Origin of the sequence: Cellulosimicrobium sp. TH-20, from assembly GCF_002105775.1 — a bacterium.
Classification (GTDB): Bacteria; Actinomycetota; Actinomycetes; order Actinomycetales; family Cellulomonadaceae; genus Cellulosimicrobium; species Cellulosimicrobium funkei.
On record NZ_CP020857.1, the window covers coordinates 4,119,212 to 4,144,989 of the forward strand.

The following is a 25,778-nucleotide window of genomic DNA, read 5'->3' on the forward strand; positions in this document are numbered from 1 at the left end:
CTCGTCGCGGCGTCGCGCCTCGGTCGTTGAGTGTCCTTCGAATGTTAGCGCTCACAACCGGCGAGGCCAACTCCCTCCGCGCTCGTCCGTGCGAGCGAGCGGTCAGTCGCGCGGCGTGCCCGTGCTCTCGCGCACCATGAGCTCGGGCGGGATCGAGACGGGGCGGACCGTCGCGCCCGCCAGCGCGTCGATCATCATCCCCATGCACCGGCGGCCCAGGGACCCGAACGGCTGGCGCACCGTCGTCAGCGGCGGGATGAAGTGCCCGGCGCCCGCGACGTCGTCGAACCCGACCACCGAGACGTCCGCCGGCACCCGCACGCCCTGCTCCCAGAACGCGCGCAGCAGGCCGAGCGCGAGCTGGTCGTTGCCCGCGAACACCGCCGTCGGGCCGTCGCCCGCGCGGACCGCGGCCGCGAGCTCGCGCCCGACGGCGTACCCGCGGTCCGACGACCAGTCGCCCCGCACCGGCTCGGGCACCGGGGCGCCGTGCTCCTCGAGCGCGGCGCGCCAGCCCGTCTCGCGCTCGCGCGCGTCGAACCAGTCGAGCGGCCCGGACAGGTGGAGCACCGTGCGGTGGCCCAGGCCGAGCAGGTGCTCCGTCGCGACGCGCGCACCCAGGCGCTGGTCCACGGCGATGGACAGGATCGCCCCCGGCGCGCCGAGCGCACCGGGCGCGGGGCGCACGACGTCGGTCGCCTCGCCGTCCGCGGGGAGGTCGCGCGCGGCGATCATGATGACGGGGACGGGTGCGCGGAACGAGTCGACCGCCGCCGCGACGTCCGTCTGCGGCGCGATGACGACGATGCCCTCGACGCCCTGGTCCATGAAGTGCTCGAGCACGCGGTGCATCGTGTCGGCGTCGTAGCGCCGGATCGTCGCGACGCTCACGAAGTAGCCCTGCTCGCGGGCGGCCTCCTCGACCGCGATGAGGGTCGACGTCGGCCCGTACAGCGCGGAGCCGGTGGTCACCACGCCGATCGTGCCCGAGCGCATCGTCACGAGGGCGCGCGCCGCGCTGTTGCGGCGGTAGCCGAGCGTCGCGATCGCGTCGAGGACGCGGTCGCGGGTCTCGGGCCGCACGCTCGGGTGGTCGTTGAGCACGCGGGACACGGTCTGGTGCGAGACGCCGGCGAGCCGTGCGACGTCCGACATCGCGGGCGGGCGAGTGCGGGGCGACGGCCCGTCGCTCACGACCCCGCCCCCTCGGTCCCCGCGCGCGGCGCCGGGGCGTCCGCGAGCGCCGCCGCGAGCTCGGCCGAGCGGTCGCGCGCGGCCTCGAGCGCGTCGAGGAACGCGGCGCGCACCCCGCCGGCGTCGAGACGGCGCAGGGCCGCGACCGTCGTGCCGCCCGGCGAGGAGACGCGCTCGCGCGCGATCGCCGGGTGCTCGCCCGTCTCGCGCAGCATCGTGGCCGCGCCGTGCACGGTCGCGGTCGCGAGCTCGAGCGCCGTCGCGCGCGTCAGGCCGAGCAGCACGCCCGCCTCGGCGAGCGCGTCGATGACGTAGAAGACGTACGCGGGCCCGGAGCCGGAGAGCGCGCCGACGGCGTCCTGGTCCTTCTCCGCGACGCGCACGACGAGGCCCGTCGAGGTGAGGAGCCGCTCGACGAGCGCGACGTCGTCGTCGTCCGCCGCGCTCCCGCCGCTCACGGCGCTCACGCCCGCGCCCACGACGGACGGCGTGTTCGGCATGACCCGCACGACGGCGGTGCCCGCGGGCAGCCGCTCCTCGTAGAAGGCGGTCGGGAGGCCGACGACGACGCTCACGACCACCGTGCCCTCGCCCACCGCGTCGTGGACCTCGGCGAGCAGCGCGCCGACGTCCTTCGGCTTCACCGCGACGACGACGACCCCGGCGCCGCGCACGGCCTCGACGTTGTCGCGCGTCGTCCGGACGCCGTGGCGGGCGGCGAGCTCGTCGGCGCGCTCGGGCCGGCGGACCGTGGCGACGACGTCGTCGGGTCGCCACCCCGACGCGAGCGCACCCGCGAGGACGGTCTCGCCCATGACGCCCGTGCCGAGGACGGCGAGCCGGGGCGCGGAGGGGGTGGGCAGGTCGGTCATGGGCGATCAGCTCCCGGGAGTCGGTGAAGGGCATTCTTGCGCACCCGGAGAGTCCGGGCCGCCGCGAGGGCCCCGGTGCTCAGAGCGGGAAGGCGGCGTAGACGTCGGCCACGACGTCGGCAGGCCCCGTCGCCTGGAGGACGGCCGTGTCGTTGCGCCACGTGACGGTCGCCCGGCCGTCGCCCGCGTCGGTCACGGCGTACCGGCCCGCGACCTCCCCGGCGACCTCGACGTCGCCCTCCTCCGTGGGCGTGCCCGCCGCGGCGACGAGGTCGTCCGCCGCGGCCTCCGCCTCCGCAGACGTCGGCCACTGGCCCGCGACGACGGTGACCCGGGTCGCGTCGTCCCCCTCGCCGTCGGCGTACTCGAGCTGGTACGCCTCCAGGGCGCGCGCGGCGGTCCACGCGTCCGTCGCCGAGTCGCTGCGGAGCACGAGGTCGAGCACGGTGTCCGGGAGCGCCTGCGCGAACGCGGTCGTGCCGGTGCGTGCCACGGGCTCGAGCGTCGGCGTGGGCGGGTCGGCGGTGACGGTGACCGTCGGCTCGGGGTCCGCGGCGGCGTCCGAGCGGGCGAACCCGGGCCACACCCAGGCGAGGAGCGCCAGTACGAGACCGACGACGACCAAGAGACCGACCAGCACGACGAGCCGGCGACGCCGGTACACCGCCGCCGACGGGGGGCGGGAGTGCCTCCGGTCCCGCGCGCCCGTCGCGTCGGCGGGACGGCGGGGACCCGACGCGCCCGCCGTCGCCCCAGGGCGCGCCGGGGTGGCGGCCCGTCCTGGCGTGCCCCCGCCGGGCGGCTGGCTCATCGCGCGCACCTCTCTGCTCCCGGCCGTCCTCGTGGGCCGCCGATCCTCCGGGGCGTGGCCCCGCGGCCCAGCGTAGGACGCGCGCGGGCCCGACCCCCTGCGGTGACGCGGGGTGTCGTCCGGGCGGAGCGGGTTCACCCGGTCGTCGTGCCCCGGCGTCCGCCTCGGGGACCGCCCGCCGGGAACCGCCCGCCCGGGACCGTGGGCCACGGGCCGCCGGCCGGCGACGTCAGTCGGGGCGTCGCTCGGTGCGCACTGCGCGCTCGCGGTGCTCCGCCCGGGCCCGCGCGCGCGACGTGGCGATCGACACCAGGACGCCGACGACGACGAGGTCCAGCACGATCTGGACCATCGCCACCATCTTGGCGGCCTCGCCCGTCGGGTGGACGTCGCCGTAGCCGACCGTCCCGAGCGTCACGACGGCGAAGTACAGGGCGTCGGTCCGGTTCTCGATCCCCACGAACTGATCCGCGAGGAGGTAGTAGACGAGGGCGAAGAACGTCACGACCGGCAGCAGCAGGCCCATGACGGACTGGACCCGCACGCTCGGCGTCTCCCACGCGCGGAGCTGGCGCCGCACCTGGACCACGAGGAGCCCGCACAGCAGCGCCAGCCCGACGCCGAAGGAGACGAGCTGGACCACCTCGGGCGCGTCGTCGTCGGGCAGCGGCACGCCGTAGTAGACCGTGAGGCACGCGGCCGTCGAGGTCACCGTGAGGATCGGCGTCCACCACGGGCTGTCGTGCGGGAGGCCGCGCTTGCGCATGGGCCCAGCATCCCGCGCCGACGCCCGCTCGTCGCGGCGTGCGGCGGCGTGCCGGTGTCAGGGGTGCTGGCTAGGTTGGGGCGCGTGACGTCGTCGACCACCGCGGCCCGCTCCGCGGCCGCCAAGCGAGCCCGCCCCGCCTACCGCTGCAGCGAGTGCGGGTGGACCACCGCGAAGTGGGTGGGACGGTGCGGCGAGTGCCAGGAGTGGGGCACGGTGACGGAGGACGCCCCGGCCGCCTCGGGCCCCCGCACCACGGCCGTGTCCCCCACGCGCTCCCCCGCGCGCCCCATCGGCGAGATCAGCGTCGAGGCCGCGCGCGCCACGCCCACCGGCGTGTCCGAGTTCGACCGCGTGCTCGGTGGCGGCATCGTGCCGGGCGCCGTCGTGCTCCTCGCCGGGGAGCCCGGCGTCGGCAAGTCGACGCTCCTGCTCGCCGTCGCGAGCAACGTCGCCGCGGGCGGCTCCGACCTGCCGACGGTCCGGCCTGCCGGAGAGCGCGCGCCCGCGGAGGCGGCGCGCCCCGCCCCCGTCCCGCGGCGCGTCCTCTACGTCACGGGCGAGGAGTCGGCCGGGCAGGTGCGCCTGCGCGCCGAGCGCGTCGGCGCCCTCGCGCCCGGGCTGCTGCTCGCGGCCGAGACGGACCTCGCGACCGTCCTCGGGCACATCGAGGCCACGGAGCCCGACCTGCTGGTCGTCGACTCGGTGCAGACCATCGCGTCCGCGCAGGTCGAGGGCGCGCCCGGCGGCGTGAGCCAGGTGCGCGAGGTCGCGGCGTCGCTCATCGCCGCGGCGAAGGCCCGCGACCTGCCCGTGATCCTCGTCGGGCACGTCACGAAGGACGGCTCGGTCGCCGGCCCGCGCACGCTCGAGCACCTCGTCGACGTCGTGTGCCAGTTCGAGGGCGACCGCCACTCGCGCCTGCGCCTCGTCCGCGCGGTGAAGAACCGCTACGGGCCCACCGACGAGGTCGGGTGCTTCGACCTCACCGAGAACGGGATCGTGGGGCTCGCCGACCCGAGCGGTCTCTTCCTGTCCCACACCGGCGCGGGCGTGCCCGGCACGTGCGTCACCGTGACGCTCGAGGGCCGCCGCCCGCTCGCGCTCGAGATCCAGTCGCTCGTCGTGCCGAGCTCGCTGACGAACCCGCGCCGCACCACGAGCGGCGTCGACTCGAGCCGCCTCGCGATGATCCTCGCCGTCATGCACCGCCACGCGGGCGTGCGGCTCGTCGACCAGGACGTCTACGCGTCGACCGTGGGCGGCGCCAAGGTGACCGAGCCGGCCGCGGACCTCTCGATCGCGCTCGCCGTCCTGTCCGCGCGGGAGGACGAGGCCCTCCCGCAGGGCACCGTCGCGTTCGGCGAGGTCGGTCTCGCCGGGGACATCCGACCGGTCGCCGGCCTCGACCGCAGGCTGGCCGAGGCCGCGCGGCTCGGCTTCACGCGCGCCGTCGTGCCGCGGGGGTCGTTCCCGCGCCCCGTCGAGGGCATGACGATCCACCCGGCGCGGCACCTCGGCGAGGCGGTCGAGCTCGCGCGGAGCTAGGCGGACCACGACCCGGTCCCCGGCGCACCCGGGGCCGGTCAGGTGCCCGGCGCGCCGCCGACGCTCACCGCGGCCCGGCCGAGCCGTACGCGCCGAGACCGGATCGTGACCGCTTTGTGGCGTGGCGCCGGGGTTTTCCGGAGGTGCGGAGGGGCTCGCAGCGTAGGATTCCCCCGTGGCCAACTCCCCCGCGCACCCCGACGAGCTGCTCCGGGAGACCCTCGCCGCCGTGGCACCGGGCACCGAGCTCCGTGACGGTCTCGAGCGCATCCTGCGCGGCCGGACCGGCGCGCTCATCGTGCTGGGCCTGGACAAGGTCGTCGAGGAGATGTGCTCGGGAGGCTTCCAGCTCGACGTCGGGTTCTCCGCGACGCGGCTGCGCGAGCTGTCGAAGATGGACGGCGCCGTCGTGCTCGACCGCGACGCCAACCGCATCCTGCGCGCCGCCGTCCAGCTCCTGCCTGACCCGACGATCGAGACCACCGAGTCCGGCACGCGGCACCGCACCGCCGAGCGCGTGGCCAAGCAGAGCGGCTTCCCCGTCATCTCGGTGAGCCAGTCGATGCGGATCGTCGCGCTGTACGTCGGCGGCCAGCGCCACGTCCTGGAGGACTCCGACACGATCCTGTCGCGCGCCAACCAGGCGCTCGCGACGCTCGAGCGCTACCGCGCGCGCCTCGACGAGGTGTCCGGCACGCTGTCCGCGCTCGAGATCGAGGACCTGGTCACGGTGCGCGACGTCTGCGCCGTCGTGCAGCGCCTCGAGATGGTCGCGCGCATCTCCGAGGAGATCGCCGGCTACGTCATCGAGCTCGGCACCGACGGCCGCCTCCTCGCGCTCCAGCTCGACGAGCTCATCGGCGGCATCGGCTCGGACCGCGAGTTCGTCATCCGGGACTACGTCGACCTGGGCCGCAAGGACCGTTCGCTCGCGGAGGTGCAGAAGGCCCTCGGGGGCCTCGACTCCACGCAGCTCCTCGACCTCGGCCAGATCGGGCGCGTGCTCGACCTGCCGGGCGGCGGCGACGCGCTCGACGCGGCGGTCGCCCCGCACGGGTACCGCCTCCTGTCGAAGGTGCCGCGCCTGCCCGCGACGATCATCGACCGGCTCGTGGCGCACTTCGGCGGCCTGCAGAAGCTCCTCGCGGCGAGCATCGACGACCTCATGACCGTCGACGGCGTCGGCGAGCAGCGGGCCCGCGCGGTGCGCGAGGGCCTGTCCCGGCTCGCGGAGTCGAGCATCCTCGAGCGCTACGTCTGACGCTCCGACCGTCCGCACGACGCACACGGAGGGGACCGTGGACCACGGCGACGAGTGGTCGGCACTGGCCGACGCCTGGGCGCGCTGGTGGGCGCCCGCCGCCGAGCCCGCGCAGCGGGCGATCCTCGACGCCGCGGGCGTCGGGCCGGGCTCCCGCGTGCTCGACGTCGGGTGCGGCACGGGCGAGCTCGTCGCCCTGGCCGTGGCCCGCGGGGCCGAGGCGGCCGGGTGCGACGCCGCCGCCGGGATGGTCGACGTCGCCCGGCGCCGCAGCCCGGGCGCGGACCTGCGCGTCGCGCAGGCGGAGCGACTCCCCTGGCCGGACGACTCCTTCGACCTCGTGACGCTCGTCAACGCGCTCGCCTTCACCGACGTCGCGAGGACGCTCGTCGAGTGCCGCCGCGTCGGTGGGCTGGTCGCCGTCGCGACGTGGGCCGAGGACGCGCTCAACGACCTCACCGTGCTCGAGCGCGCGGTCGCGGGCGAGGACCACGAGCCGAGCGACGAGAGCCGCGAGGAGGGGCACCTCGGCGCGCTCCTCGCGGAGCACGGCTTCACGCCGGTGACGGAGGGCGTCGCGGACGCGCCGATGGTGCTCGCCGACGCGGACGACGTCGTCGCCGCGATCATGTTCGGCGAGTCGGACGAGCTGCGCGCCGAGCTCCGCCCCGACGTGCTCCGCGCCGCGCGACCGTTCCGTCGTCCCGACGGGTCCTACCTGCTGCGCAACGCCTTCCGCTGGGCCCTCGCCCGCCGCTGACGCCCGCGCCCGGGAGCGTTCGAAAGGCCCCTCCCAGAGGCGGGTCAGCGCCCGGGCGGGGGCGGCGCCGCCGGTCTACGCGCCGCTGGCCGGAGGATCGGACGGGGCAGGCGGCTCGGCGCCCTCGGCGGGCGCCGTCCCCTCGGCCGGCGGCGTCCCGTCCGCCGGGGCCGTCCCGTCGGCGGGAGCGGTCCCGTCCGCCGGGGCGCCCTCCGGCGGGGTGGTCCCGTCCGCCGGGGCGGTGGGCTCGGCCGGGTCCGGCGTGGGCGCGGGCGGGGCGAGCAGGGTGAAGGTCACGGGCTCGCTCGTCGCGCCGTCGACGCCGGCGATGCTCACCACCGCCGTGTACGTGCCGGGCCCGACCTCGGGCTGGTCGGGCGCGCAGCCCTCGACCGAGCGGTGCCGGTCCCACCGCACGAGCCGCGACGGATCCTCGTCGCCCGTGCTCATGAGCAGCAGGCGCTCGGTGGACCCGCAGTGGGCCGACGACCACACGAGCTCGTCGCCCGAGTAGACGAGCACCTGGCGGCCCGCGTCGGAGCCGTCGACGAGGCACGGCCGCCCGCCGGAGTGCCGGACGGTCACGTCGAGCTGCACGGCGCGACCGGGCTCGTACTCGGCGGCGTTCGTCGTCACGGCGAGCTCGAGCGACGCCGCCGTGCAGTCGCGGGGCGGCCCCGCGGCCTCGGGCGTGGGGGGCGGGGACTTGCCCTCCTGCGCGCTCGCGTCGCCGCTCAGCAGCGGCCCGACGGCGCGGACGGCCACCTGACCGAGGAGCACGAGGCCGACGACGAGCGCGACGAGCAGGAGGAGCGCGACGAGCCGACGCCGCACCAGGGCGGCGCGCGTGGGAGCGCCCGGCCCGGTGCTGGGGCGGGTGCTCGGCCTCGGGGTGCGGTCGGTCCGCGGCGTGCTCACGGGTCCTCCGTCGTGCTCGTGCTGGTCGGGACCACGCTAGCCGCGGGGCCGCCCTGCGGGGCCGGTGCCGCGCCGACGGCGGCGCAGGTCGGGGCACAATGTGTCCGGCCCGTGCACCTGCCCGTGCGCTGCTCTGTCGCTCTCGCTCTGCCCCGTTCCCCGGCCCGCCGGCCCGACCCTCCCGAGGACCCACCCGTGCCAGCCCCCGCCCCGCGCCCCGCGCGTCCCGACGGCCGCGCCCGCCCGGCGCCGTCGAGCACGACCGCGCCCGGTGACCCGCACGCGGGGCTGCGGGACGCCGTCGGGCGCTGGTTCGGCGAGACGGCCCGCGACCTGCCCTGGCGGGCCGCGGACCGCACCGCGTGGGGCGTGCTGGTGAGCGAGGTCATGCTGCAGCAGACGCCGGTCGTGCGGGTCGAGCCGGCGTGGCGGGAGTGGATGGAGCGCTGGCCCGAGCCGGCCGACCTCGCCGCCGCACCGACCGCCGACGTGCTGCGCGCGTGGGGCCGGCTGGGCTACCCGCGGCGCGCGCTGCGCCTGCAGGAGTGCGCGCGGGCGATCGTCGAGCGGCACGACGGCGAGGTGCCCCGCGGCGAGGAGGCGCTGCGGGCGCTGCCGGGGGTCGGCGAGTACACCGCCGCGGCGGTCACCGCGTTCGCGCACGGGCGCCGCGCGGTCGTCGTCGACACGAACGTGCGCCGCGTCCTGGCGCGGGCGGTCGGGGGCGTCGCGCTGCCCGCGCCGTCGTACACGGCCGCGGAGCGCGCGACCGCCGCCGCGGTCGCTCCGCCCGACGACGACGACGCGGTGCTGTGGGCCGCGGCGTCGATGGAGCTCGGCGCGCTCGTCTGCACGGCGCGCGCGCCCCGGTGCGGCGTCTGCCCCGTCCGCGACGCGTGCGCGTGGCGGCTGGCCGGGCGCCCCGGCGACGAGCACGCGGCCCGACGCCGCACGCAGGCCTGGGCCGGCACCGACCGGCAGGCGCGGGGCCGGGTCATGGCGGCGCTGCGCGACGCGCCGGGCCCGGTGCCGCGCGGCGTCGTGGCCGAGGTGTGGCACGACGCCGCGCAGCTCGACCGGTGCGTCGCGAGCCTCGTGGAGGACGGTCTCGTGGAGCAGGAGGACGGGCCGGGCGGGGTGCTCTACCGGCTCCCCGCCTGACGCGGCGGGCGGGCCGTCAGCCGCGCGCGGCGTCCGCGGCGCGGTCGCCCTCGAGGTCCGCGGGGCCGCCGGGGACGGCAGGGCCGTCGAGGTCGAGCAGCATGCGCGTGTTGCCGAGCGTGTTGGGCTTCACGCGCGCGAGGTCGAGGAACTCCGCGACGCCGTCGTCGTGCGAGCGCAGGAGCTCGGCATACACCTCGGGGGACACGGGCGTCCCCTCGATGGTGCGGAAGCCGTGCGCGCGGAAGAAGTCGACCTCGAACGTCAGGCAGAACACGCGCCGCAGGCCGAGCGCGCGGGCGCGGGCGACGAGCTCGACGACGAGCGCGTGCCCGACGCGGTGCCCGCGCCACGCCGGGTCCACCGCGAGCGTGCGGATCTCCGCGAGGTCGTCCCACATGACGTGCAGCGCCCCGCACCCGACGACGCGCCGCGCGTCCGCGCCGTCCGCCGCGTCCGGGTCCGGCACCTCGGCGACGACGAACTCCTGGACCGCCTCGTAGTACCCGACCATCTCCTTGGCCAGGAGGATGCGGTCCTCGGCGTAAGGCTGCACGAGCGCACGCACCGTCCGCACGTCCGCGGGCAGGGCGGGACGGACACGGACGGCAGAGGTCGTGGGCACCGCGACACTGTACGCGCGCGGAGCACCCGCTGCATAGTCATGCATCAGGACGCATATGTGCGCTCCGCGCTCACGAGCCCCCGACGAGATGGGCCGCCGTGATCTCGTCGACGACGAGGTCGGTCACCACGCCCGCGCGCAGGGCCGCGCGCAGCGGCGCCACCTTGTTGTCGCCCGCGACGGCACACACCCGCCGCGGCACGCGCCGCAGCTCCTCGGGGGCCGGCCCCGTCGCGCGCTCGTTGAGCGCGATGTCGCGGTAGGTCCCGTCGGCGCGGAGGAACACGGTGCAGACGTCGCCGACGACGCCCTCGGCGTCGAGGACCGCGATGTCGTCAGGGTCGAGGTACCCCGCGGAGTACACGTGCGACGGCACGCCGCCGGCGACGGCCCCGACGGAGAACAGCGCGATGTCGGCCCGGTGCTGCACGTCGAGCACGCGGCGCACGGACCGCTCGCGCCACATCGCGCGCTTCGTCTCCGCGTAGTCGAAGAACGCGGGCACTGGGAAATGGTGCACGTGGGCGTCGAACGCGCTGCCGAAGCCCGCGATGAGGTCGCCCGCGTAGTGCACGCCCGACGTCCGCGTGTTCGCCGCCCCGTTGAGCTGCACGACGGCGCTCCCCCGGGTCGGCTTGCGGGGCAGGTGCCGGGACACGGCCGAGAGGGTCGTGCCCCACGCGATCCCGAGGATCATGTCGGAGTCGAACCACGTCGACAGCAGGCGCGCGGTCGTCAGCGCGACCTGCTCGAGCCGCTCGACCTGCGGCGCCTGGTCGGGCACGGGGACCACGTAGGCGTCGATCCCCCACGTGCTCGCGAGGTGCTGCCCGAGCCCCGGCCCGCGGCTGCGCGCGGGCCGCAGCGAGATCTCGACCAGGCCCGTGTCGCGCGCCCGCTTCACCAGCCGCGACACCGTGGACCGCGACGTGTGCAGGTGCTTGGCGATCGCCTCCATCTTCATGTCCTGGAGGTAGTACATCGACGCCGCGCGCAGGACGTCCTGCTCCCGATCGACCATCGCGGTCTCCTTCCCGTCACCCCCATTCTGCACGTTCGTGCACCACGGTTGCGCGGGCGTTCGCCGCGTGGTGGTCTGGACCGTGTGCCTCCGCGCCGGAGACCCCGGTGCACGCACGGCGGTTCCCGCTCGCGCACCCTGGTCGGGCGTGGGACCGTCGCTGTGAGCGCACCGTGGGCGCGATCGTCCCGCGGCGTGCCGCAGCACCGAGGGACGAGAGAGGAAGACGGATGGCATCCACGAGACTCACCGCGGACTCCCGGCGGCAGGCGCTCGCCGCGCTCGAGGCCAGCACCAGCGCGGACGCCGAGCTCGACGTCCTCGTGATCGGCGGCGGGGTCACCGGCGCCGGGATCGCGCTCGACGCGGTCACGCGCGGGCTCTCCACCGCGATCGTCGAGGCGCAGGACTGGTCGGCGGGGACGTCGAGCCGGTCGAGCAAGCTCGTGCACGGCGGCCTGCGCTACCTGCAGATGCTCGACTTCCACCTGGTCAAGGAGGCGCTCACCGAGCGCGACCTCCTGCTCAAGGAGATCGCGCCGCACCTCGTGCGCCCCGTCCCCTTCCTGTACCCCCTCGAGCACCGCGTGTGGGAGCGTGCCTACGTCGGCGCGGGCATCGCGCTCTACGACACGCTCGCGAGCGTCGCGCCCGGTCGCCGCGCGATGCCGCTGCACCGGCACCTGTCGCGCAGCCGCATGGAGAAGAAGTTCCCCGACCTCGCGCACGACGCGGCCGTCGGCGCCGTCCAGTACTGGGACGCGTCGGTCGACGACGCCCGCCTCGTCTCGACGCTCGTGCGCACCGCGGCGTCGTACGGCGCGCACGCGGCCTCCCGCACGCAGGTCGTCTCGCTCACCAAGGGCTCGACGGGCGCCGTGAACGGCGCCGTGCTCCAGGACCTCGAGACGGGCCGTGAGATCACCGTCCGGGCACGCGCCGTCATCAACGCCACCGGCGTCTGGACCGAGGACACCGAGGCGCTCGCCGGCAGCGAGGGCGGGCTGCGGGTGCTCGCGTCCAAGGGCATCCACATCGTCGTGCCGCGCGAGCGCATCAAGGGCCAGGTCGGGCTGATCCTGCAGACCGAGAAGTCGGTCCTGTTCGTCATCCCGTGGTCCCGCTACTGGGTGATCGGCACGACCGACACCCCGTGGGAGCAGGAGCTCCAGCACCCCGTCGCGACCGCGGCCGACATCGACTACGTGCTCGAGCACGCGAACGCCGTGCTCGCCCACCCCCTCACGCGCGACGACATCATCGGCACGTGGGCGGGCCTGCGGCCGCTGCTCCAGCCGGGCACCAAGGAGGGCACCAGCTCCGCGAAGGTCTCGCGCGAGCACACGGTGGCCTCCCCGACCCCGGGCCTCACGGTCATCGCCGGCGGCAAGCTCACCACCTACCGCGTCATGGCGAAGGACGCGGTGGACTTCGCGATCGGCCAGCGCGCGAGCGCCCTGCCGTCCATCACGCACAAGATCCCGCTGCTCGGCGCCGTCGGCCTCGACGCCGTGCGTCGCCAGGCGCGGCCCTGGGCGTCCCGGTACGGCTGGACCCCGGCCATGGTCGACCACCTCCTGCACCGGTACGGGTCGAACCTGCGCGAGCTCGTCGAGCTGTGCGAGGCGCAGCCCGACCTCGCCCGCCCGCTCGAGCACGCGCCGGCCTACCTGCGCGCGGAGGTCGCGTACGGCGTCTCCCACGAGGGGGCGCTGCACCTCGAGGACCTGCTGCTGCACCGCACGCGGCTCAACTACGAGGTGCCCGACCGGGGCCTCGCCGCGCTGCCCGAGATCGCGGCCGTCGCCGCCGAGATCCTCGGGTGGGACGACGCGACGCGCGACGCCGAGATCGCGAGCTACACCGCCCGCGCGGAGGCCGAGGCGGCCGCCGAGCAGGCGCCCGACGACGCGTCCGCCGAGCGCACCCGGCTGGAGGCGCCCGACGTGTCACCGCTCCAGCCGCTCCGCACGACCTGACAGCTGCACATCGCCGCGAGCGAGCCCCGGGGGCTGACCGACGGGTCGGCCCCCGGGGCCCCGCACACCGACCCCACGGGGCGCACGCCGACGGCGGACCGACCCGAGGACCCGACGCTCAGGTGCGTCGGGACGGTTGAGACAGAGAAGTCCACCACGAAAGAGAGAGCACGATGGATCAACTCCTCATGAACGCCTTCTGGTCCGAGATACTCGGCACGGCGACACTGATCCTCCTCGGCGCGGGCGTCGTCGCGAACGTCGTCCTCCCGAGGACCAAGGGCTTCAACGGCGGCTGGCTCCTCATCAACTTCGGATGGGGCCTCGCGGTCTTCGCCGGCGTCTACGTGGCCTACAAGTCGGGTGCGCACCTCAACCCGGCCGTGACCATCGGCCTCTTCACCGCCCAGGAGCCGTTCTTCTCCGCGACCGGCCCCGAGGGGCTCGTGACGGCGACCATCGAGCCGACGGTCGGCAACATGTTCCTGTACTTCGGGGCCCAGATGATCGGTGCCTTCGTCGGCGCCGTGCTGGCGTTCCTGGCGTACAAGAAGCACTTCGACGAGGACGCGCCCGGCGCGACCAAGCTCGCGGTGTTCTCCACCGGCCCGGAGATCCGCTCCTACGCGTGGAACTTCGTCACGGAGGTCATCGCGACGTTCGTGCTCGTGTTCTTCGTCGTGGCGTCCGGCAAGACCCCGTCGGGCCTGGGGCCGCTCGCGGTCGCGCTCATCGTGGTCGGTATCGGCGCGAGCCTCGGTGGTCCCACCGGCTACGCCATCAACCCTGCCCGTGACCTCGGTCCCCGCATCGCGCACGCGGTGCTGCCGATCCGGGGCAAGGGCTCGAGCGACTGGGCCTACGCCTGGGTCCCGGTCGCCGGTCCGCTGGTCGGCGGCGTCCTCGCCGGCCTGCTCGGGGCCGCCTGGGTCTGACCGACCCGGACGACCGGACCTCTCCCCCGCGTGACCGGGGAGCCGGGGGCCTCCCCGGTCACGCGACCCGCGCCGTCGGGCGCCGGGCACCTACGCCGCAACCACACCCACACCGACGTGAAGGACTGAACGCACCATGGCCGACTACGTTCTCGCCATCGACCAGGGGACCACGAGCTCCCGGGCCATCGTCTTCAACCACTCCGGGGAGATCTACTCCACCGGGCAGCTCGAGCACGACCAGATCTTCCCGCGCGCGGGATGGGTCGAGCACAACCCCGAGCAGATCTGGAACAACGTGCGCGAGGTCGTCGGTCTCGCCCTCACCCGAGGCAACCTCACGCACGAGGACATCGCGGCCGTCGGCATCACGAACCAGCGCGAGACGGCCGTCGTCTGGGACAAGACCACGGGCAAGCCCGTCTACAACGCCATCGTCTGGCAGGACACGCGCACCCAGAAGATCGTCGACGAGCTCGGCGGCGACGAGGGCCCCGAGAAGTACAAGTCGGTCGTCGGCCTGCCGCTCGCCACCTACTTCTCCGGCCCGAAGATCAAGTGGATCCTCGACAACGTCGAGGGCGCGCGCGAGAAGGCCGAGAAGGGCGACCTGCTGTTCGGCAACACCGACACGTGGGTGCTGTGGAACATGACGGGCGGCACCGAGGGCGGCGTGCACGTCACCGACGTGACGAACGCGTCGCGCACGATGCTCATGGACCTCGACACGCTCTCCTGGCGCGAGGACATCGCCGCGGACATGGGCATCCCGCTGTCGATGCTCCCCGAGATCCGGTCGTCGTCCGAGGTGTACGGCCACGGCCGTCCCCGCGGTCTCGTCCCCGGCGTCCCGATCGCCGGCATCCTCGGTGACCAGCAGGCGGCCACGTTCGGCCAGGCGTGCTTCGAGGTCGGCCAGGCCAAGAACACGTACGGCACCGGCAACTTCCTGCTGCTCAACACGGGCACGGAGAAGGTCATGAGCAAGAACGGCCTGCTCACGACGGTCTGCTACAAGATCGGCGACGCGCCCGCCGTGTACGCGCTCGAGGGCTCGATCGCCGTGACCGGCTCGCTCGTGCAGTGGCTGCGCGACAACCTGGGCATGTTCGAGGACGCGCCCGACGTCGAGTGGCTCGCGGGCAAGGTCCAGGACAACGGCGGCGCCTACTTCGTGCCGGCGTTCTCCGGCCTGTTCGCGCCCTACTGGCGGCCCGACGCGCGCGGCGCGCTCGTGGGCCTCACGCGGTACGTCAACCGCAACCACATCGCGCGCGCCGCGCTCGAGGCGACGGCGTTCCAGAGCCGCGAGGTCGTCGACGCGATGAACGCCGACTCGGGCGTCGACCTCACCGAGCTGCGCGTCGACGGCGGCATGGTCGCCAACGAGCTCCTCATGCAGTTCCAGGCCGACCAGCTCGGCGTCGACGTCGTGCGCCCCAAGGTCGCCGAGACGACGGCGCTCGGTGCCGCGTACGCCGCGGGCATCGCCGTCGGCTTCTGGAAGGGCGAGCAGGACGTCATCGACAACTGGGCCGAGGACAAGCGCTGGAGCCCGTCGATGGAGTCCGGCGAGCGCGAGCGCCTCTACCGGAACTGGAAGAAGGCCGTGACGAAGACCATGGAGTGGGTCGACGAGGACGTGGAGCAGTAGCCCGTCCCGGGACCACCCACCGAGGGGGGTGGGGTGCACGGCGCCGCGGCGTCGCGCACCCCACCCCCTCGTCGTGCTCCCACGGGCGAGTCGCGCGCGTCGTGCCTAGCGTCGAGGTGCCGCGCCCCGCGGCCCGACGACGGGAGACGACATGACCGGCACGCACCACGAGCAGCCCCACGCGAGCTCCGACGAGGTCGCCACGGTCCGCGACCTGATCAAGGACGAGAAGATCGCCATGCTGACCACCGTCGCGACCGACGGGAGCCTGGTGAGCCGGCCGATGGGCGTCCAGGCCGTCGACTTCGACGGCGACCTGTGGTTCTTCGCCGCCGCCGACTCGCACAAGGTCGCCGAGATCGCGCGGGACTCGGCGGCGAACGCGGCCTTCTCGGGTTCGACGTCCTGGGTCTCGGTGTCCGGGCGCGCCGCGGTCGTCCGCGACCGCGAGAAGATCCGCGAGCTGTGGAACACGGTCGCCGACGCCTGGTTCCCCGACGGCCCGGACACGCCCGGCGTGGTGCTCGTCCGGCTGCACGCCGACTCCGCGGAGTACTGGGACTCCCCCGGCGGCCGCGTCGCGACGCTGTTCAGCCTGGTCAAGGCGAAGGTCACCGGCTCGCGCTACGACGGCGGGGAGAACGAGACCGTCGAGCTGTGACACGTGCCGCCGGCCGCCCGGAGCGGCGCGGCTAGGGTGGCGGGGTGAGCGTCGCCCGCGAGACCGCGTACACCCTGCCCGGCATCCACGTCACCGACCGCGAGCTCGAGGTGCCGCTCGTGTGGGACGACGACACGGACCCCCGCCGCCTCACGCTGTTCGTGCGCGAGCTCGTCGACCCGGTCCGGCGTCACGACGACCTGCCGCTGCTCGTGTTCCTCCAGGGCGGCCCGGGCGGCAAGGGGCCCCGGCCCACCGGGCCGGACGGCTGGGTCTGCACCGCGCTCGCGACGCACCGGGTGGTGCTGCTCGACCAGCGCGGCACCGGCCGGTCCTCGGCCGTGCGCGGGGCGGCGCTCGCCGCGCGCGGATCGGGGGCCGCCCAGGCGGAGTACCTCTCCCGCTTCCGGGCGGACGCGATCGTCGCCGACGCCGAGCACGTGCGCCGGACGGTCTACGGCGGGCGGCGGTGGACGTCGCTCGGCCAGTCCTACGGCGGCTTCCTCACGATGACGTACCTGTCGCGGGCGCCCGAGGCGCTCGCCGCGTGCTACGTCACGGGCGGGCTGCCGGGCCTGACGGCGGACGCGCGCGAGGTGTACCGCCGCACCCAGCCGCGCGTCGTCGCGAAGAACGCCGCCTACCGGGAGCGGTACCCGGACGACGCGGCCCGCCTCGCGCGCGTCGCGGACCTCCTCGCGGCCGACGACGTGCGCCTGCCCGACGGCGACCGGCTCACCGTGCGCCGGCTCCAGTCGATCGGCACGGACCTCGGGATGAAGCCCGGCCCGGAGCGCATCCACTGGCTCGTGGACGAGGCGTTCGACGCGGACGCGCCCGACACCCTGACGGACACGTTCCTCGCCGAGGTCGCGGCGGCGACGTCGTTCCGCACCAACCCGCTCTACGCCGTGCTCCACGAGTCGATCTACGCGCAGTCGGGCACCGGCCCGACGGCGTGGGCCGCCGAGGCGGTCCGCGCCGAGGAGCCGGCCCTCGACCCGGCGGCGCGACCGCTGCTCCTCACCGGCGAGATGATCTACCCCTGGATGCTCGAGGAGATCACCGCGCTCCGGCCGTTCCGCGCGGCGGCGGACGCGCTCGCCGCGCGCGAGGAGTGGCCCGACCTGTACGACCTCGACGTCCTCGCGCGCAACGAGGTGCCGGTCGAGGCGGCGGTGTACTTCGACGACATGTTCGTCGACGCCGGGCTCTCGCTCGACACGGCGGCGCGCGTGGGCAACGTCCGCACGTGGGTGACGAACGAGTTCGAGCACGACGGCCTGCGCACGGGCGACGTCCTCGCGCGCCTGGTCGAGCGGCTCGGCGCCCGCGGCGGCCCGCGCACCTGAGGCGTGCCGCGCCCGGCCGGACGGACGGGCTACGGCGTCGGGCTCCCTGATCCCCGGTGGGCGGAGTCAGGCCGTCTGGTCGCGGCGCGCGCGCAGCACCCACGCCCCGGACACGAGCGCCCCGCCCAGCACCAGCGTGAGCAGGTCGAACCCGGCGTCGCCGCGCGGCGGGGCCGGTGGCACCGCGGCGAGCGCCTCGCCCGCGGCCACGACGACGGCGCGCGACGGGTCCGCCGTGCCGACCACCGGCGCCAGGTCGAGCGCGGGCCCGTCCGCCGTCGTCGGCGCGGACGCGTCCGGTGTCGCAGCGGGCGCCGGGGCGGCCGGAGCAGGCGACGCGGGCGGGGCGGCGGGCGCCTCGGGGACGGCCGGCCCGTCGAGCACGAGCTCCCACGACGTCTCGCCGACGAGGACGTAACCGTCGAGCGCGCGCGCCGTCACGGTCACCGTGCCCCGGGCGGGATGGCGGCCCGGGGCGAGGACCCGCTCGTCGAGGACGAACTCCACGCCGTCGGCCCGCGGCACCTCGACCGCGGCCGCCGCGCCCGGGCGCGCGGCGACGACCACGGGCGCCGGCGCCCGGACCTCGGTGAGACCGGAGAACACGAGCTCGACGGCGCGCGACCCGTCCGACCCCGGCAGCACCGGCTCCGCCGCGCCCTCCGCCGCGAGCCGCAGGCCCGCCGCCGGGGAGAGCGTGAGGACGACGCGCGCCACGTGGTCGAGGTACCCCTCGACGGCGTGCGTGCTGCCGGGCGGGAGCACCGCGCCGGTCGCGTCGCGGACGACGAGGCCCTCGGCGTCGGGCACGGTGTGCGTGTCCGCCCTGCCCGGGCCGTCCTGTGCGGCGGGGAGCACCGCCGTGACGACGGGGAGCAGCTCCGTGACCGCCTCGGCGGCGGACCGCCCGTCCGGGAGCTGCAGCACGTGGCCGTCCTCCGCCGCGGCCGTCGCCCGCAGGACGCCGCCGTCCCGCGGCGCCTCGACGGTCCGGTACCCGTCGACCACCACCACGGTGCACGCCATCGGCTCGCCGCCCAGGGACCAGCGCACGCCCTCGACCACCGGCACGAGGTAGACCGCGTCCCCGGCCGCCGCGCGGACGAGGACCGGCGGCAGCACGACCACGCGGGGCGCGGGCTCGCCGTCGGGCACGGTGGGGTCGGGGCCGGGGGGCGTCTCGCCCTCCTCCGGGGCCGCCGGGTCGGGAGCGGGGACGGAGGGAGACGCGCCCTCCTCCGGAGCGGCCGACCCGGGCGCGGGAGGCTCCGGTCCGTCCGGCACGGGAGCACCGGGCACGGCAGGCACGACGGGCCCGACGCCCACGGTGCCGGCGCCCGCGCCGGCACCGGAGTCCATGCCCGCGCCGGGGTCCGTGCCCGATGCCGCGTCGGGGCCCGTGCCGTCGGCCGCAGCGGTGGACGCCGCCGCACCCGCGGCACCGGGCCGGCCGTCCTCCACGACCCGCACGAGGGTCTCCGTCGCCACGGGCGCGACGCCCGGGTCTGCCGCGGCGCGGGCGACCGGGACGGCGTGGGCCGTCGTGGACGCGCCGACCAGGACGGCGCCCACCAGCACCGCGGCGAGCGCGGTCCGCGGGCGGGCCCGGTGCACAGACATGGGCGTGCGGCTCCTCTCCGGTCGCGTCCGCGGGTGGGCGCGCCCGAGGCCCCTATGCACGCGACGGGCCACGCTGTCCGCATCGTCCCCGCGCGTCCCGTTTCGTCCGGGCTGGAGGGAGCCGCGGGCGACCCGGTTCGAGCGCTTCACCCGCCTTCCCCGAGAACCGGCGCACCTCCTCGCCTAGGGTGAGAGCGGATCACGGCGCGGTGCCGGCTCTCGGGGCGGAGCCGTGGCCGGACGCGGTTCGCCGCCGTCCGTCCGCCCGCCCGTGGAGCGGGGGAAGCACGGAGGCAGCATGTCGGTGACGGACACGACGACGTTCCGTCTGTACGGGGCGCCACGCCCCCCGCACACCGAGCTCGTCCGCGAGCGCCTGCTCGACCGGCTCGAGGTGGACGCCGCGCTCCGCGTGGTCCGCGGCCCCGCGGGTGCGGGCAAGACCTCCCTCCTCGCCGAGTGGTCCCGACGCCGGGCCACGCCGGGGCTCTGGCTGTCCGTCATCCCGGAGATGTCCCGGACGGACCTCTGGCGCGCGGTCGCGCGCCGTGCCGCGCGGGCCGGGCTCGAGGCGTTCGAGGCCGCGCTGGGGCCGGCGGAGCTCGCCCCCGAGGACGTGCCCGGCCGCCTGGCCGACGCGTTCCTCGCGGTGCCCGGGGAGGTCGTGGTCGTCATCGACGACTACCAGGACGTCACGGACGCCGCGGTCCACGACGACGTCCTCGCCCTGCTGCGCCTGTGCCCGAACCTCTCCGTGGCCGTGGCCACGAGCACGGTCTCCCCCCTGGAGGCCGCCTCGGTCGGGCTCGAGCTCGACCGGACCGTCATCACGGCGGACCAGCTGCCGCTGACCCGGGACGAGACGGCCCGCATGCTGCGCCAGGCGGGCGTGGACCTCGACCCCGCGGAGGCGCACGTCCTCACCGGCGGTCAGCCGCTGTACCTGCGGGTCGCGATGCTCGCCGCGGAGATGGCCGGTTCCCACGGGACCCCGGCGCACGTCCAGGTCGCCGACGAGCTGCTGCGGGCCGCGCTCGAGAAGCAGCTCGAGGGCGCCGAGCGCCCTCGGCTCGAGCAGGTCCTGCGGCGGTGCGCGGTCGCGGACGTCCTCACCGCCGACCTCGCCGTGGCGCTGACCCGGGAGCCCGCGGCGCCGCAGCTGCTGTGGATGCTCGAGGAGCGCGGGCTGGGTGCGTGGGAGCGGCGTCCCGCGGGCCGGGTCTTCGTCCTGTTCCCGGTGGTGCGGACGTTCGTGGCGGAGCGCGTCCGCGAGGAGCACCCCGACGAGTGGGGGCTCGCCCAGCTCGCCGCCGCGCGCTGGTACCTGACGAACGGCTATCCCGTCGAGGCGCTGCGGCACGCGGTCGGCGCGGGCGACCTCGCGCTCGCGTCCTCGGCCGTCTCGCGGTACTGGGGCGAGCTGCTCGAGCCGCAGGCGCTGGCCCGCCTCGACGTCCTCAAGAGCCTCCCGCAGACGGACCTGCGGCGCTGGCCGCTGCTCGCCGGGGCCCTCGCGATCCACCACGACAGCGTCCCCGGGGAGCGCACCGAGGCGATCGAGACGTACCAGCTGACGCTGGCCGCCCTGCGCCCCCGGGCGAGGACGACCTCGACGGCGGAACGCGTCGTCCTGGACGTGCTCGAGAGCGTCGCGCTGCGCTCGACGAACGCGACGCAGCGCGCGCTCGAGCCGGCGCGCCGGGCCCGGCAGACGCTCGACGAGCTGGGTGTGGACGAGCGCCGGGAGCTCGTGCGCGAGCTGCCCCGGCTCCGCGCCGAGGTCGCGATGTCGTTCGCGCGGGCGGGCGCGGACGACGAGGCGCTCGCCACGCTCGAGGACCTCGGCGGCTCCCCCGCCGTCGACCCCCGCACGCTCTACGGCCTGTCGCTGCGTGCGCTCGTGCTCGCGCTCCGCGGGGACCTGCCGGAGGCCGTGCGCGACCTCGAGGTCATCGAGGCGTCGCCCCACGCCGAGGTCCGCGCGGGTCGCGACGACCACCTGTACCGCATCGCCCGCGCGATCGTGTGCCTCGAACGCTTCGACGCCCGCGGCGCCCAGGCCCACCTCGACGTGCTGCGACCGCACCTCGCGACGCTCGAGACCCGCCCGGTCGTCGCCACGGTCCAGGCGTACGTCGACCTGGTGTCCTTCGAGCCGGCCCTGGGCATCGAGCGGCTGCGCCGCTACATCGAGTCCGAACGCGGCCGCCGCCGCATCTCCGCGCGCGACATCGACCACCTCGACTACGTGAGCGGCCTGCTCGGGCTCGCGCGCGGCCAGGTCGGCGCGGTGCACTCCTGGCTCAAGGTCGCCCCGGCGACGTCGTCGCTCACCTGGCTGCTGCGGGCCCACGCGGCGCTGCTCACCGGCCGGTGGAGCACCGCGCGGGACGTGCTCGTCGCGCACACGCCGCCGCGGACCGCCGCGCCGCGCCTGCGGGCCGCGCACGCCGTCCTGCTCGCCGCCGCCCTCACGCACGCCGAGGAGGAGACGCAGGCGCGCGACGCCCTGGACAAGCTCGCCGGCGTCGCGGAGGACCGGCGGCTGCGGTTCGCCCTCGCGCTCCCCGCCCGGCACGACCTCCTCACGCTCGCCGAGCTCGCGGCACGGAGCAAGGACCAGACGGCGCAGCGCCTCATCGGGGACGCGGAACCCGTGCCGGAGCTCTTCGCCGCGACGGCCGACCTCCCCCAGCCCCTGTCCGACCGCGAGGTCGTCGTCCTCGACACCCTCATGCGGCACGCGACCGCGGTCGACATCTCCCGGAGCCTCACGGTGTCCGTGAACACGGTCAAGAGCCAGCTCCGCTCGATCTACCGGAAGCTCGGCGTGCGCCGGCGCGAGGACGCCCTCGCCCGCGGGATCGAGCTGGGACTGCTCCCGGCCCAGCGTCCCCTGCCCGCGAGCGGCACGGACGGGCGCTGAGGCCGGGGCCGGTCAGACGAGGTCGTCGACGATCTTCGCGGACGCGCGCATCTCGGCGCGCGCGAGGTCGTCGTCGATCTCGCGGCCCGCGGCGATGAGCGCGGCGCGCGGCAGCCACGAGAAGACCACGAGGACGGGGTAGCTGTCCTCGCCCACGTACACGCGGCGGCGCCAGGCGGCCCACGCCACGGCGCGCGTGAGCGTGCGCACCGGGTCCTCGAGCTCGTTCGCCGCGTGCGCGGCGTTCTCCCAGCCGTGCTGCGCCTCGCTCATGACCCGCGCCCCGCCGTGCCCGAGCGGCCGGGCGAGCGCCGCGAGGCCGATGTCCTCGGCGATCACGACGGCCTCCGACGGGACCAGGTCCAGGCCGTCCCGGTACGTGCCGAACGTCGCGGGGTCCAGGTGGCGCCACGGGTCGTCGTCGGGCAACGAGTCCAGGAGGTCGGTGAGGGCGCCGGCGAGGAGCGTCACGGCGCGCAGCGGGTGCGCCTTCGCCTGCGCGCGCATCGCGGCCATGGTCGCGAGCCGGTCGTCGGGGTCGATGAGCGGCTCCACGAGGCCCACGGCCCAGATGGCCCAGGTCGTGTCGTCCCACGGCGCACCGGCGCCGTCCTCCTCCGGGGTCACCGCGACACCACCCCGCCCGGGGCGTCGGCGGCCCGGCACGGCGACGCCGTCGAAGCGCAGGACGCTGCGTGCACCCGGTCCACCTCCTGATCTCGTCCTGCCCTGTCCAGCCGGCGAGCCCGTCGCCGAGGACAGCATCCCACCGTGGCGACGTCCGCGAAACACCCGCGGCGGGCGAAGCGTGCGGAGATCACCCGCTGCCCGGGGCACCTGAGGGTGAAGTCCGGTGTGAAAGACGGTGTCCCGCGCGCCAGGAGCCCCTCCGGGTCCGCATGCTTGGACCGTGACCGACCGGACCCTGCTCGACCCGCGCCCGCAGCGGGCGCGCGACGCGCGTCCCGTGCGCGCCGTCGACGAGGGCCCGCAGGAGGACGACGACCCCGGGGCGCTCCGGGACGAGGTCGCCCGCGTCGTCGCGATCGAGGACGACGACCGGTACCGCACCGAGGTCTCGACCCTCCTCGCCGCCCACGCGACGCAGTGGCGCCGGATCGCGGCGCGCCTGTGCCGCACCAACTCGGTGCCCGCGGCCCAGCACCTCGACGACGTCGCGGCGATCGTCGTCGAGACCGCCTGGGAGATGCTCGAGCGGTCCCGGCGCGACCCGGCGTACCTGCGCAGCATGCGCTCGTTCCTCGCCATCGTCGTCTACACGGCACGACCCCGCGTCCGTTCGTTCCTCGACCACGCGACCGCGCCGGCGTCGGGCATGGTGGCCGCGCAGCGTCGGCGCCGCGAGCTCGCGCGCACGCGGTCGGAGCTCGCCGCGCTGCGCGGCGCGGCGCCCTCGGTCGAGGAGGCCGTCCGCGCCACGAACGAGCGCCTCGGCGCCCACCGGGCCGACGTCGTCCGGCAGGGCATGGTCGTGACGGAGGCCGACGAGCTCGTGCTGCGCGGCGCGCTGTCGTTCGACGAGGCCCTCGACTCCGCGCGCACGACCGACGCGCACGCCGACTGCGTGCTGCACGCGGTCGAGGTCCCGGCGCTCGTCCGCTCCGTCGTCGACGCGGCGCACGCGGAGGACCCGGCCCGCGGACGGGTCGCGGCGCTCTGGATGTCCGAGGCGTACGGGGGCGGCGGGCCGCTCCCGGGCCATGACACGGTCGTGTGGATCGCCCGGACCCTGGGTCTGCCCCGGCACCGGACCGTCGCCCACATCGACCGGGTCCGGGAGCTGGCGGCGCAGCACCTCCGGGACGTCGGCATCGTCCTCGACGCCGTGGACAGCGTGTGAGCGCGAGCGTCGCTCCACGACCCGTACCTGCCGGGAGGCCCGCGGCGCGCCGCGGCGAGCAGGAGAACCGCACCGTGGCGCGCACGGGGACGAGGGGGCGGCCGCAGGGCGGGCGCAGGAGCACAGGGGGCAGCAGGACATGTCTGACGAGGGACCCGGGTCTCGACGCTCGGTCGTCGAGGATGCGCGCGTCGTCGCCGCGACGGTGCCGGAGGGCGAGCGCGAGCGCGCGGTGGCCGGCCTCGTCGCCGCGCACGCCGTCGGGCTCGCGCGCGACGCCCGGCGGCACGTCCGCGCCGCCGGGGTCTCGGGGACGGACCAGGTCGCCGCGCTACGGGCGGTGACCGACGCCCAGCGCGCCGTGCTCGACGACCTCGTCGCCGGCCGTCGTCCGCTCGAGGGCCGCGCCTGGTCGCCCACCGTGCGCTTCGAGGCCCTGCGCGCCGTGCGCGCGCTGGCCGCGGAGGGCGCGGTCGCCGTCCCTCCGTACCGCCACCGCCTCGCGGCCGACCGCGCCGCCCTGCTGCTGCTCCGGGAGACCGCCGCCGTCGTGGACCGTCCTGCCCCGCGGGAGGTCGTCCGCACGGGTGCCGTGGCGGCGGGGCTCGCGCCCACGCCGCACCCGCTGGACGAGGCCACCGCCACGCGCCCGCTCCCGACGTCCCGGTCGGCAGCGACGGTCTCGTCGGCGCACGCCCCCGCACGCCCGGAGCGTCGCCGTGCGCCCGGGGTACGGGGCCGCGCGCGCTCCAGCGGCCCGGGTCGTCCCGTGCGCTGGGGCGCCGCCGCGGTGCTCTCGGCGGCGACGCTCGCGTTCGGGGTCGTCGTCGCGCCCGCGCAGGACGAGGTCGGTGGTGGCCCGGGCGTCTCGGTACGGCCCGAGCAGGTGCTCCTGAGCACGACCCCGGGGACCGGCTCGACCGCGTGGGCGCCGCTCGACGGCGCCGGCGCCACGTCCGTCCGCCTCGACCTGTCCTCCCCGGTGCTGACGGGCCTGGCGCCGTCGACGGCACCCGCCGTCGAGCTCGTCGACGAGCCGGCGGACGAGCCGGTCGGTCCGCGGGTGGACGACGCCGTCGACGTGCCCGCCGACGAGCCCGGCGGCGAGCCCGTGGTCGAGCCGCTGCCCGTGGTCGTGCCGGCCGCACCGGGCCCGGCCGTCCCGGAGACGCCCGCACCGGCTCCCGCCCCCGCCTCGGGAGCGGCGCCGGCACCGGCTGCTCCGCCCCAGCCCGCGCCGCCGGCTGCGGCGAAGCCGTCGCCGAAGCCGACGCCGAAGCCGAAGCCCGCGCCGGCCGTTCGTCCCGCACCGACGCCCGTGCCCGCGCGACCGGGGCCGCCCGTCACGCGCCCGGCTCAGCCGAAGCCCGACCGTCCCGCACCGCGGTCCGACGAGGCGCGCGGCTCGTCCCGGCCGGGGACGGCGAAGCCGCAGCCGCAGACCCGCGACGACCGGCGCACCGACAAGGACGCGGGCCGGCAGGACCGCGGCCACGGTGGCGGCCGCGGCGGACGCGGGTAGCGCTCGGCGGGCCTCCCGACGGGACGGGCACCCCCGACGGCGGCTCTCCGCCGCCGAGGACCCCGCACGTCCCGTGCGGCGCGTCAGGGCCGCGCGTCGAGCCCCAGCAACGCGCGGGCGCGCGCCTCGCCCCCGGGCGCCCCGAGCGCGGCGGCCCGGTTGTCCGCGGCGACCTGGTCGACGATCTCGGCCCGGTGGACCCGCACCTCGCGGGGCGCGTCGATCCCGACGCGCACCCCGTCCCGGCCCACCGACACGACCGTGACCACGACGTCGTCGCCGACGAGGATCCGTTCTCCCACCTTGCGTCCCAGCACCAGCATCGCCACGT

At 76.2% G+C, this 25,778-nt stretch carries 22 protein-coding genes; 12 read left to right on the plus strand and 10 right to left on the minus strand.

The features are described from left to right. Nucleotides 1–102: 102 nt before the first annotated feature. From B8281_RS18345 to B8281_RS18360, 4 genes are all read right to left on the minus strand, one after another. A complete protein-coding gene (locus B8281_RS18345) occupies nt 103–1,155 on the minus strand; it encodes a LacI family DNA-binding transcriptional regulator (RefSeq protein ID WP_034655503.1) in 1,053 nt (350 codons plus the stop codon). 35 nt (nt 1,156–1,190) lie between these two features. Further along, the gene (gene proC, locus B8281_RS18350) at nt 1,191–2,066 is read right to left on the minus strand and encodes a pyrroline-5-carboxylate reductase (protein ID WP_085388455.1); all 876 of its coding nucleotides are present in this window, start codon (nt 2,064–2,066) and stop codon (nt 1,191–1,193) included. A gap of 79 nt (nt 2,067–2,145) precedes the next feature. Further along, on the minus strand, nt 2,146–2,877 hold the full coding sequence (locus B8281_RS18355) for a hypothetical protein (RefSeq protein ID WP_137281565.1): 732 nt from the start codon (nt 2,875–2,877) through the stop codon (nt 2,146–2,148). A 229-nt stretch (nt 2,878–3,106) separates the two neighbouring features. Beyond that, nucleotides 3,107–3,643 (minus strand): potassium channel family protein, encoded by a 537-nt coding sequence (locus B8281_RS18360; protein ID WP_085388456.1) that lies wholly within the window; start codon nt 3,641–3,643, stop codon nt 3,107–3,109. 84 nt (nt 3,644–3,727) lie between these two features. Between B8281_RS18360 and B8281_RS18365 the strand changes: the two genes are divergently transcribed. From B8281_RS18365 to B8281_RS18375, 3 genes are all read left to right on the plus strand, one after another. Further along, the gene (locus B8281_RS18365; protein ID WP_034654931.1) at nt 3,728–5,191 is read left to right on the plus strand and encodes a DNA repair protein RadA; all 1,464 of its coding nucleotides are present in this window, start codon (nt 3,728–3,730) and stop codon (nt 5,189–5,191) included. Between the two features lie 175 nt (nt 5,192–5,366). Continuing rightward, nucleotides 5,367–6,452, plus strand: coding sequence for a DNA integrity scanning diadenylate cyclase DisA (gene disA / locus B8281_RS18370; protein ID WP_034654928.1), 1,086 nt, complete (start codon nt 5,367–5,369; stop codon nt 6,450–6,452). Between the two features lie 37 nt (nt 6,453–6,489). Continuing rightward, nucleotides 6,490–7,212: a class I SAM-dependent methyltransferase gene (locus B8281_RS18375; protein WP_085388457.1), complete on the plus strand. Its 723-nt coding sequence runs from the start codon at nt 6,490–6,492 to the stop codon at nt 7,210–7,212. A 75-nt stretch (nt 7,213–7,287) separates the two neighbouring features. On the opposite strand, the gene B8281_RS18380 is transcribed toward B8281_RS18375, so the two are convergent. Beyond that, entirely contained in the window at nt 7,288–8,130 is an 843-nt protein-coding gene (locus tag B8281_RS18380) for a hypothetical protein (RefSeq protein WP_085388458.1), read from the minus strand. A 195-nt stretch (nt 8,131–8,325) separates the two neighbouring features. Here B8281_RS18380 and B8281_RS18385 point away from each other — a divergent pair, with 195 nt between their 5' ends. Next, nucleotides 8,326–9,291, plus strand: coding sequence for an A/G-specific adenine glycosylase (locus B8281_RS18385; RefSeq protein ID WP_369824912.1), 966 nt, complete (start codon nt 8,326–8,328; stop codon nt 9,289–9,291). A 16-nt stretch (nt 9,292–9,307) separates the two neighbouring features. Here B8281_RS18385 and B8281_RS18390 read toward each other — a convergent pair whose 3' ends face one another. Together B8281_RS18390 and B8281_RS18395 are read right to left on the minus strand one after the other, a co-directional pair. Then, nucleotides 9,308–9,961 (minus strand): amino-acid N-acetyltransferase, encoded by a 654-nt coding sequence (locus tag B8281_RS18390; RefSeq protein WP_085388459.1) that lies wholly within the window; start codon nt 9,959–9,961, stop codon nt 9,308–9,310. A 25-nt stretch (nt 9,962–9,986) separates the two neighbouring features. Continuing rightward, complete coding sequence (locus B8281_RS18395) at nt 9,987–10,937, minus strand: sugar-binding transcriptional regulator (protein ID WP_034655252.1); 951 nt, start codon at nt 10,935–10,937, stop codon at nt 9,987–9,989. A 230-nt stretch (nt 10,938–11,167) separates the two neighbouring features. Here B8281_RS18395 and B8281_RS18400 point away from each other — a divergent pair, with 230 nt between their 5' ends. The 5 genes from B8281_RS18400 (at nt 11,168) to B8281_RS18420 (ending at nt 17,518) form a co-directional block, all read left to right on the plus strand. Further along, entirely contained in the window at nt 11,168–12,916 is a 1,749-nt protein-coding gene (locus B8281_RS18400) for a glycerol-3-phosphate dehydrogenase/oxidase (protein WP_085388460.1), read from the plus strand. 188 nt (nt 12,917–13,104) lie between these two features. Beyond that, a complete protein-coding gene (locus B8281_RS18405) occupies nt 13,105–13,851 on the plus strand; it encodes an MIP/aquaporin family protein (protein WP_228074796.1) in 747 nt (248 codons plus the stop codon). A gap of 136 nt (nt 13,852–13,987) precedes the next feature. Beyond that, entirely contained in the window at nt 13,988–15,505 is a 1,518-nt protein-coding gene (gene glpK / locus B8281_RS18410) for a glycerol kinase GlpK (RefSeq protein WP_085388462.1), read from the plus strand. Between the two features lie 151 nt (nt 15,506–15,656). Then, entirely contained in the window at nt 15,657–16,166 is a 510-nt protein-coding gene (locus B8281_RS18415) for a pyridoxamine 5'-phosphate oxidase family protein (protein ID WP_085388463.1), read from the plus strand. Between the two features lie 44 nt (nt 16,167–16,210). Next, a complete protein-coding gene (locus tag B8281_RS18420; protein WP_198163095.1) occupies nt 16,211–17,518 on the plus strand; it encodes an alpha/beta fold hydrolase in 1,308 nt (435 codons plus the stop codon). 66 nt (nt 17,519–17,584) lie between these two features. On the opposite strand, the gene B8281_RS18425 is transcribed toward B8281_RS18420, so the two are convergent. Next, entirely contained in the window at nt 17,585–19,138 is a 1,554-nt protein-coding gene (locus tag B8281_RS18425) for a hypothetical protein (RefSeq protein ID WP_157446674.1), read from the minus strand. 298 nt (nt 19,139–19,436) lie between these two features. On the opposite strand from B8281_RS18425, the gene B8281_RS18430 reads away from it, so the two are divergent. Further along, nucleotides 19,437–22,064 carry a LuxR C-terminal-related transcriptional regulator gene (locus B8281_RS18430; RefSeq protein ID WP_085388465.1) on the plus strand — a complete coding sequence of 876 codons (2,628 nt, stop codon included), beginning with the start codon at nt 19,437–19,439 and terminating at the stop codon, nt 22,062–22,064. Between the two features lie 12 nt (nt 22,065–22,076). On the opposite strand, the gene B8281_RS18435 is transcribed toward B8281_RS18430, so the two are convergent. Beyond that, nucleotides 22,077–22,691 carry a hypothetical protein gene (locus B8281_RS18435; protein ID WP_021483189.1) on the minus strand — a complete coding sequence of 205 codons (615 nt, stop codon included), beginning with the start codon at nt 22,689–22,691 and terminating at the stop codon, nt 22,077–22,079. Between the two features lie 283 nt (nt 22,692–22,974). On the opposite strand from B8281_RS18435, the gene B8281_RS18440 reads away from it, so the two are divergent. Both B8281_RS18440 and B8281_RS18445 read left to right on the plus strand, forming a co-directional pair. Continuing rightward, nucleotides 22,975–23,925 carry a hypothetical protein gene (locus tag B8281_RS18440; RefSeq protein ID WP_085388466.1) on the plus strand — a complete coding sequence of 317 codons (951 nt, stop codon included), beginning with the start codon at nt 22,975–22,977 and terminating at the stop codon, nt 23,923–23,925. A gap of 139 nt (nt 23,926–24,064) precedes the next feature. Next, nucleotides 24,065–25,447 carry a hypothetical protein gene (locus B8281_RS18445; protein WP_085388467.1) on the plus strand — a complete coding sequence of 461 codons (1,383 nt, stop codon included), beginning with the start codon at nt 24,065–24,067 and terminating at the stop codon, nt 25,445–25,447. Nucleotides 25,448–25,530: 83 nt separating this feature from the next. Here B8281_RS18445 and csrA read toward each other — a convergent pair whose 3' ends face one another. After that, entirely contained in the window at nt 25,531–25,770 is a 240-nt protein-coding gene (gene csrA, locus B8281_RS18450; RefSeq protein ID WP_043660876.1) for a carbon storage regulator CsrA, read from the minus strand. Nucleotides 25,771–25,778: the final 8 nt, after the last annotated feature.

Coding starts and splice junctions, on each gene's coding strand:
- B8281_RS18390 (WP_085388459.1), bottom strand. CDS start 9,961: ATGCATGACTATGCAGCGGGTGCTCCGCGCGCGTACAGTGTCGCGGTG.
- glpK (WP_085388462.1), top strand. CDS start 13,988: ATGGCCGACTACGTTCTCGCCATCGACCAGGGGACCACGAGCTCCCGG.
- B8281_RS18345 (WP_034655503.1), bottom strand. CDS start 1,155: ATGTCGGACGTCGCACGGCTCGCCGGCGTCTCGCACCAGACCGTGTCC.
- B8281_RS18425 (WP_157446674.1), bottom strand. CDS start 19,138: ATGTCTGTGCACCGGGCCCGCCCGCGGACCGCGCTCGCCGCGGTGCTG.
- B8281_RS18360 (WP_085388456.1), bottom strand. CDS start 3,643: ATGCGCAAGCGCGGCCTCCCGCACGACAGCCCGTGGTGGACGCCGATC.
- B8281_RS18445 (WP_085388467.1), top strand. CDS start 24,065: ATGTCTGACGAGGGACCCGGGTCTCGACGCTCGGTCGTCGAGGATGCG.
- B8281_RS18430 (WP_085388465.1), top strand. CDS start 19,437: ATGTCGGTGACGGACACGACGACGTTCCGTCTGTACGGGGCGCCACGC.
- B8281_RS18355 (WP_137281565.1), bottom strand. CDS start 2,877: ATGAGCCAGCCGCCCGGCGGGGGCACGCCAGGACGGGCCGCCACCCCG.
- B8281_RS18400 (WP_085388460.1), top strand. CDS start 11,168: ATGGCATCCACGAGACTCACCGCGGACTCCCGGCGGCAGGCGCTCGCC.
- proC (WP_085388455.1), bottom strand. CDS start 2,066: ATGACCGACCTGCCCACCCCCTCCGCGCCCCGGCTCGCCGTCCTCGGC.
- B8281_RS18415 (WP_085388463.1), top strand. CDS start 15,657: ATGACCGGCACGCACCACGAGCAGCCCCACGCGAGCTCCGACGAGGTC.
- B8281_RS18405 (WP_228074796.1), top strand. CDS start 13,105: ATGAACGCCTTCTGGTCCGAGATACTCGGCACGGCGACACTGATCCTC.
- B8281_RS18395 (WP_034655252.1), bottom strand. CDS start 10,937: ATGGTCGATCGGGAGCAGGACGTCCTGCGCGCGGCGTCGATGTACTAC.
- csrA (WP_043660876.1), bottom strand. CDS start 25,770: ATGCTGGTGCTGGGACGCAAGGTGGGAGAACGGATCCTCGTCGGCGAC.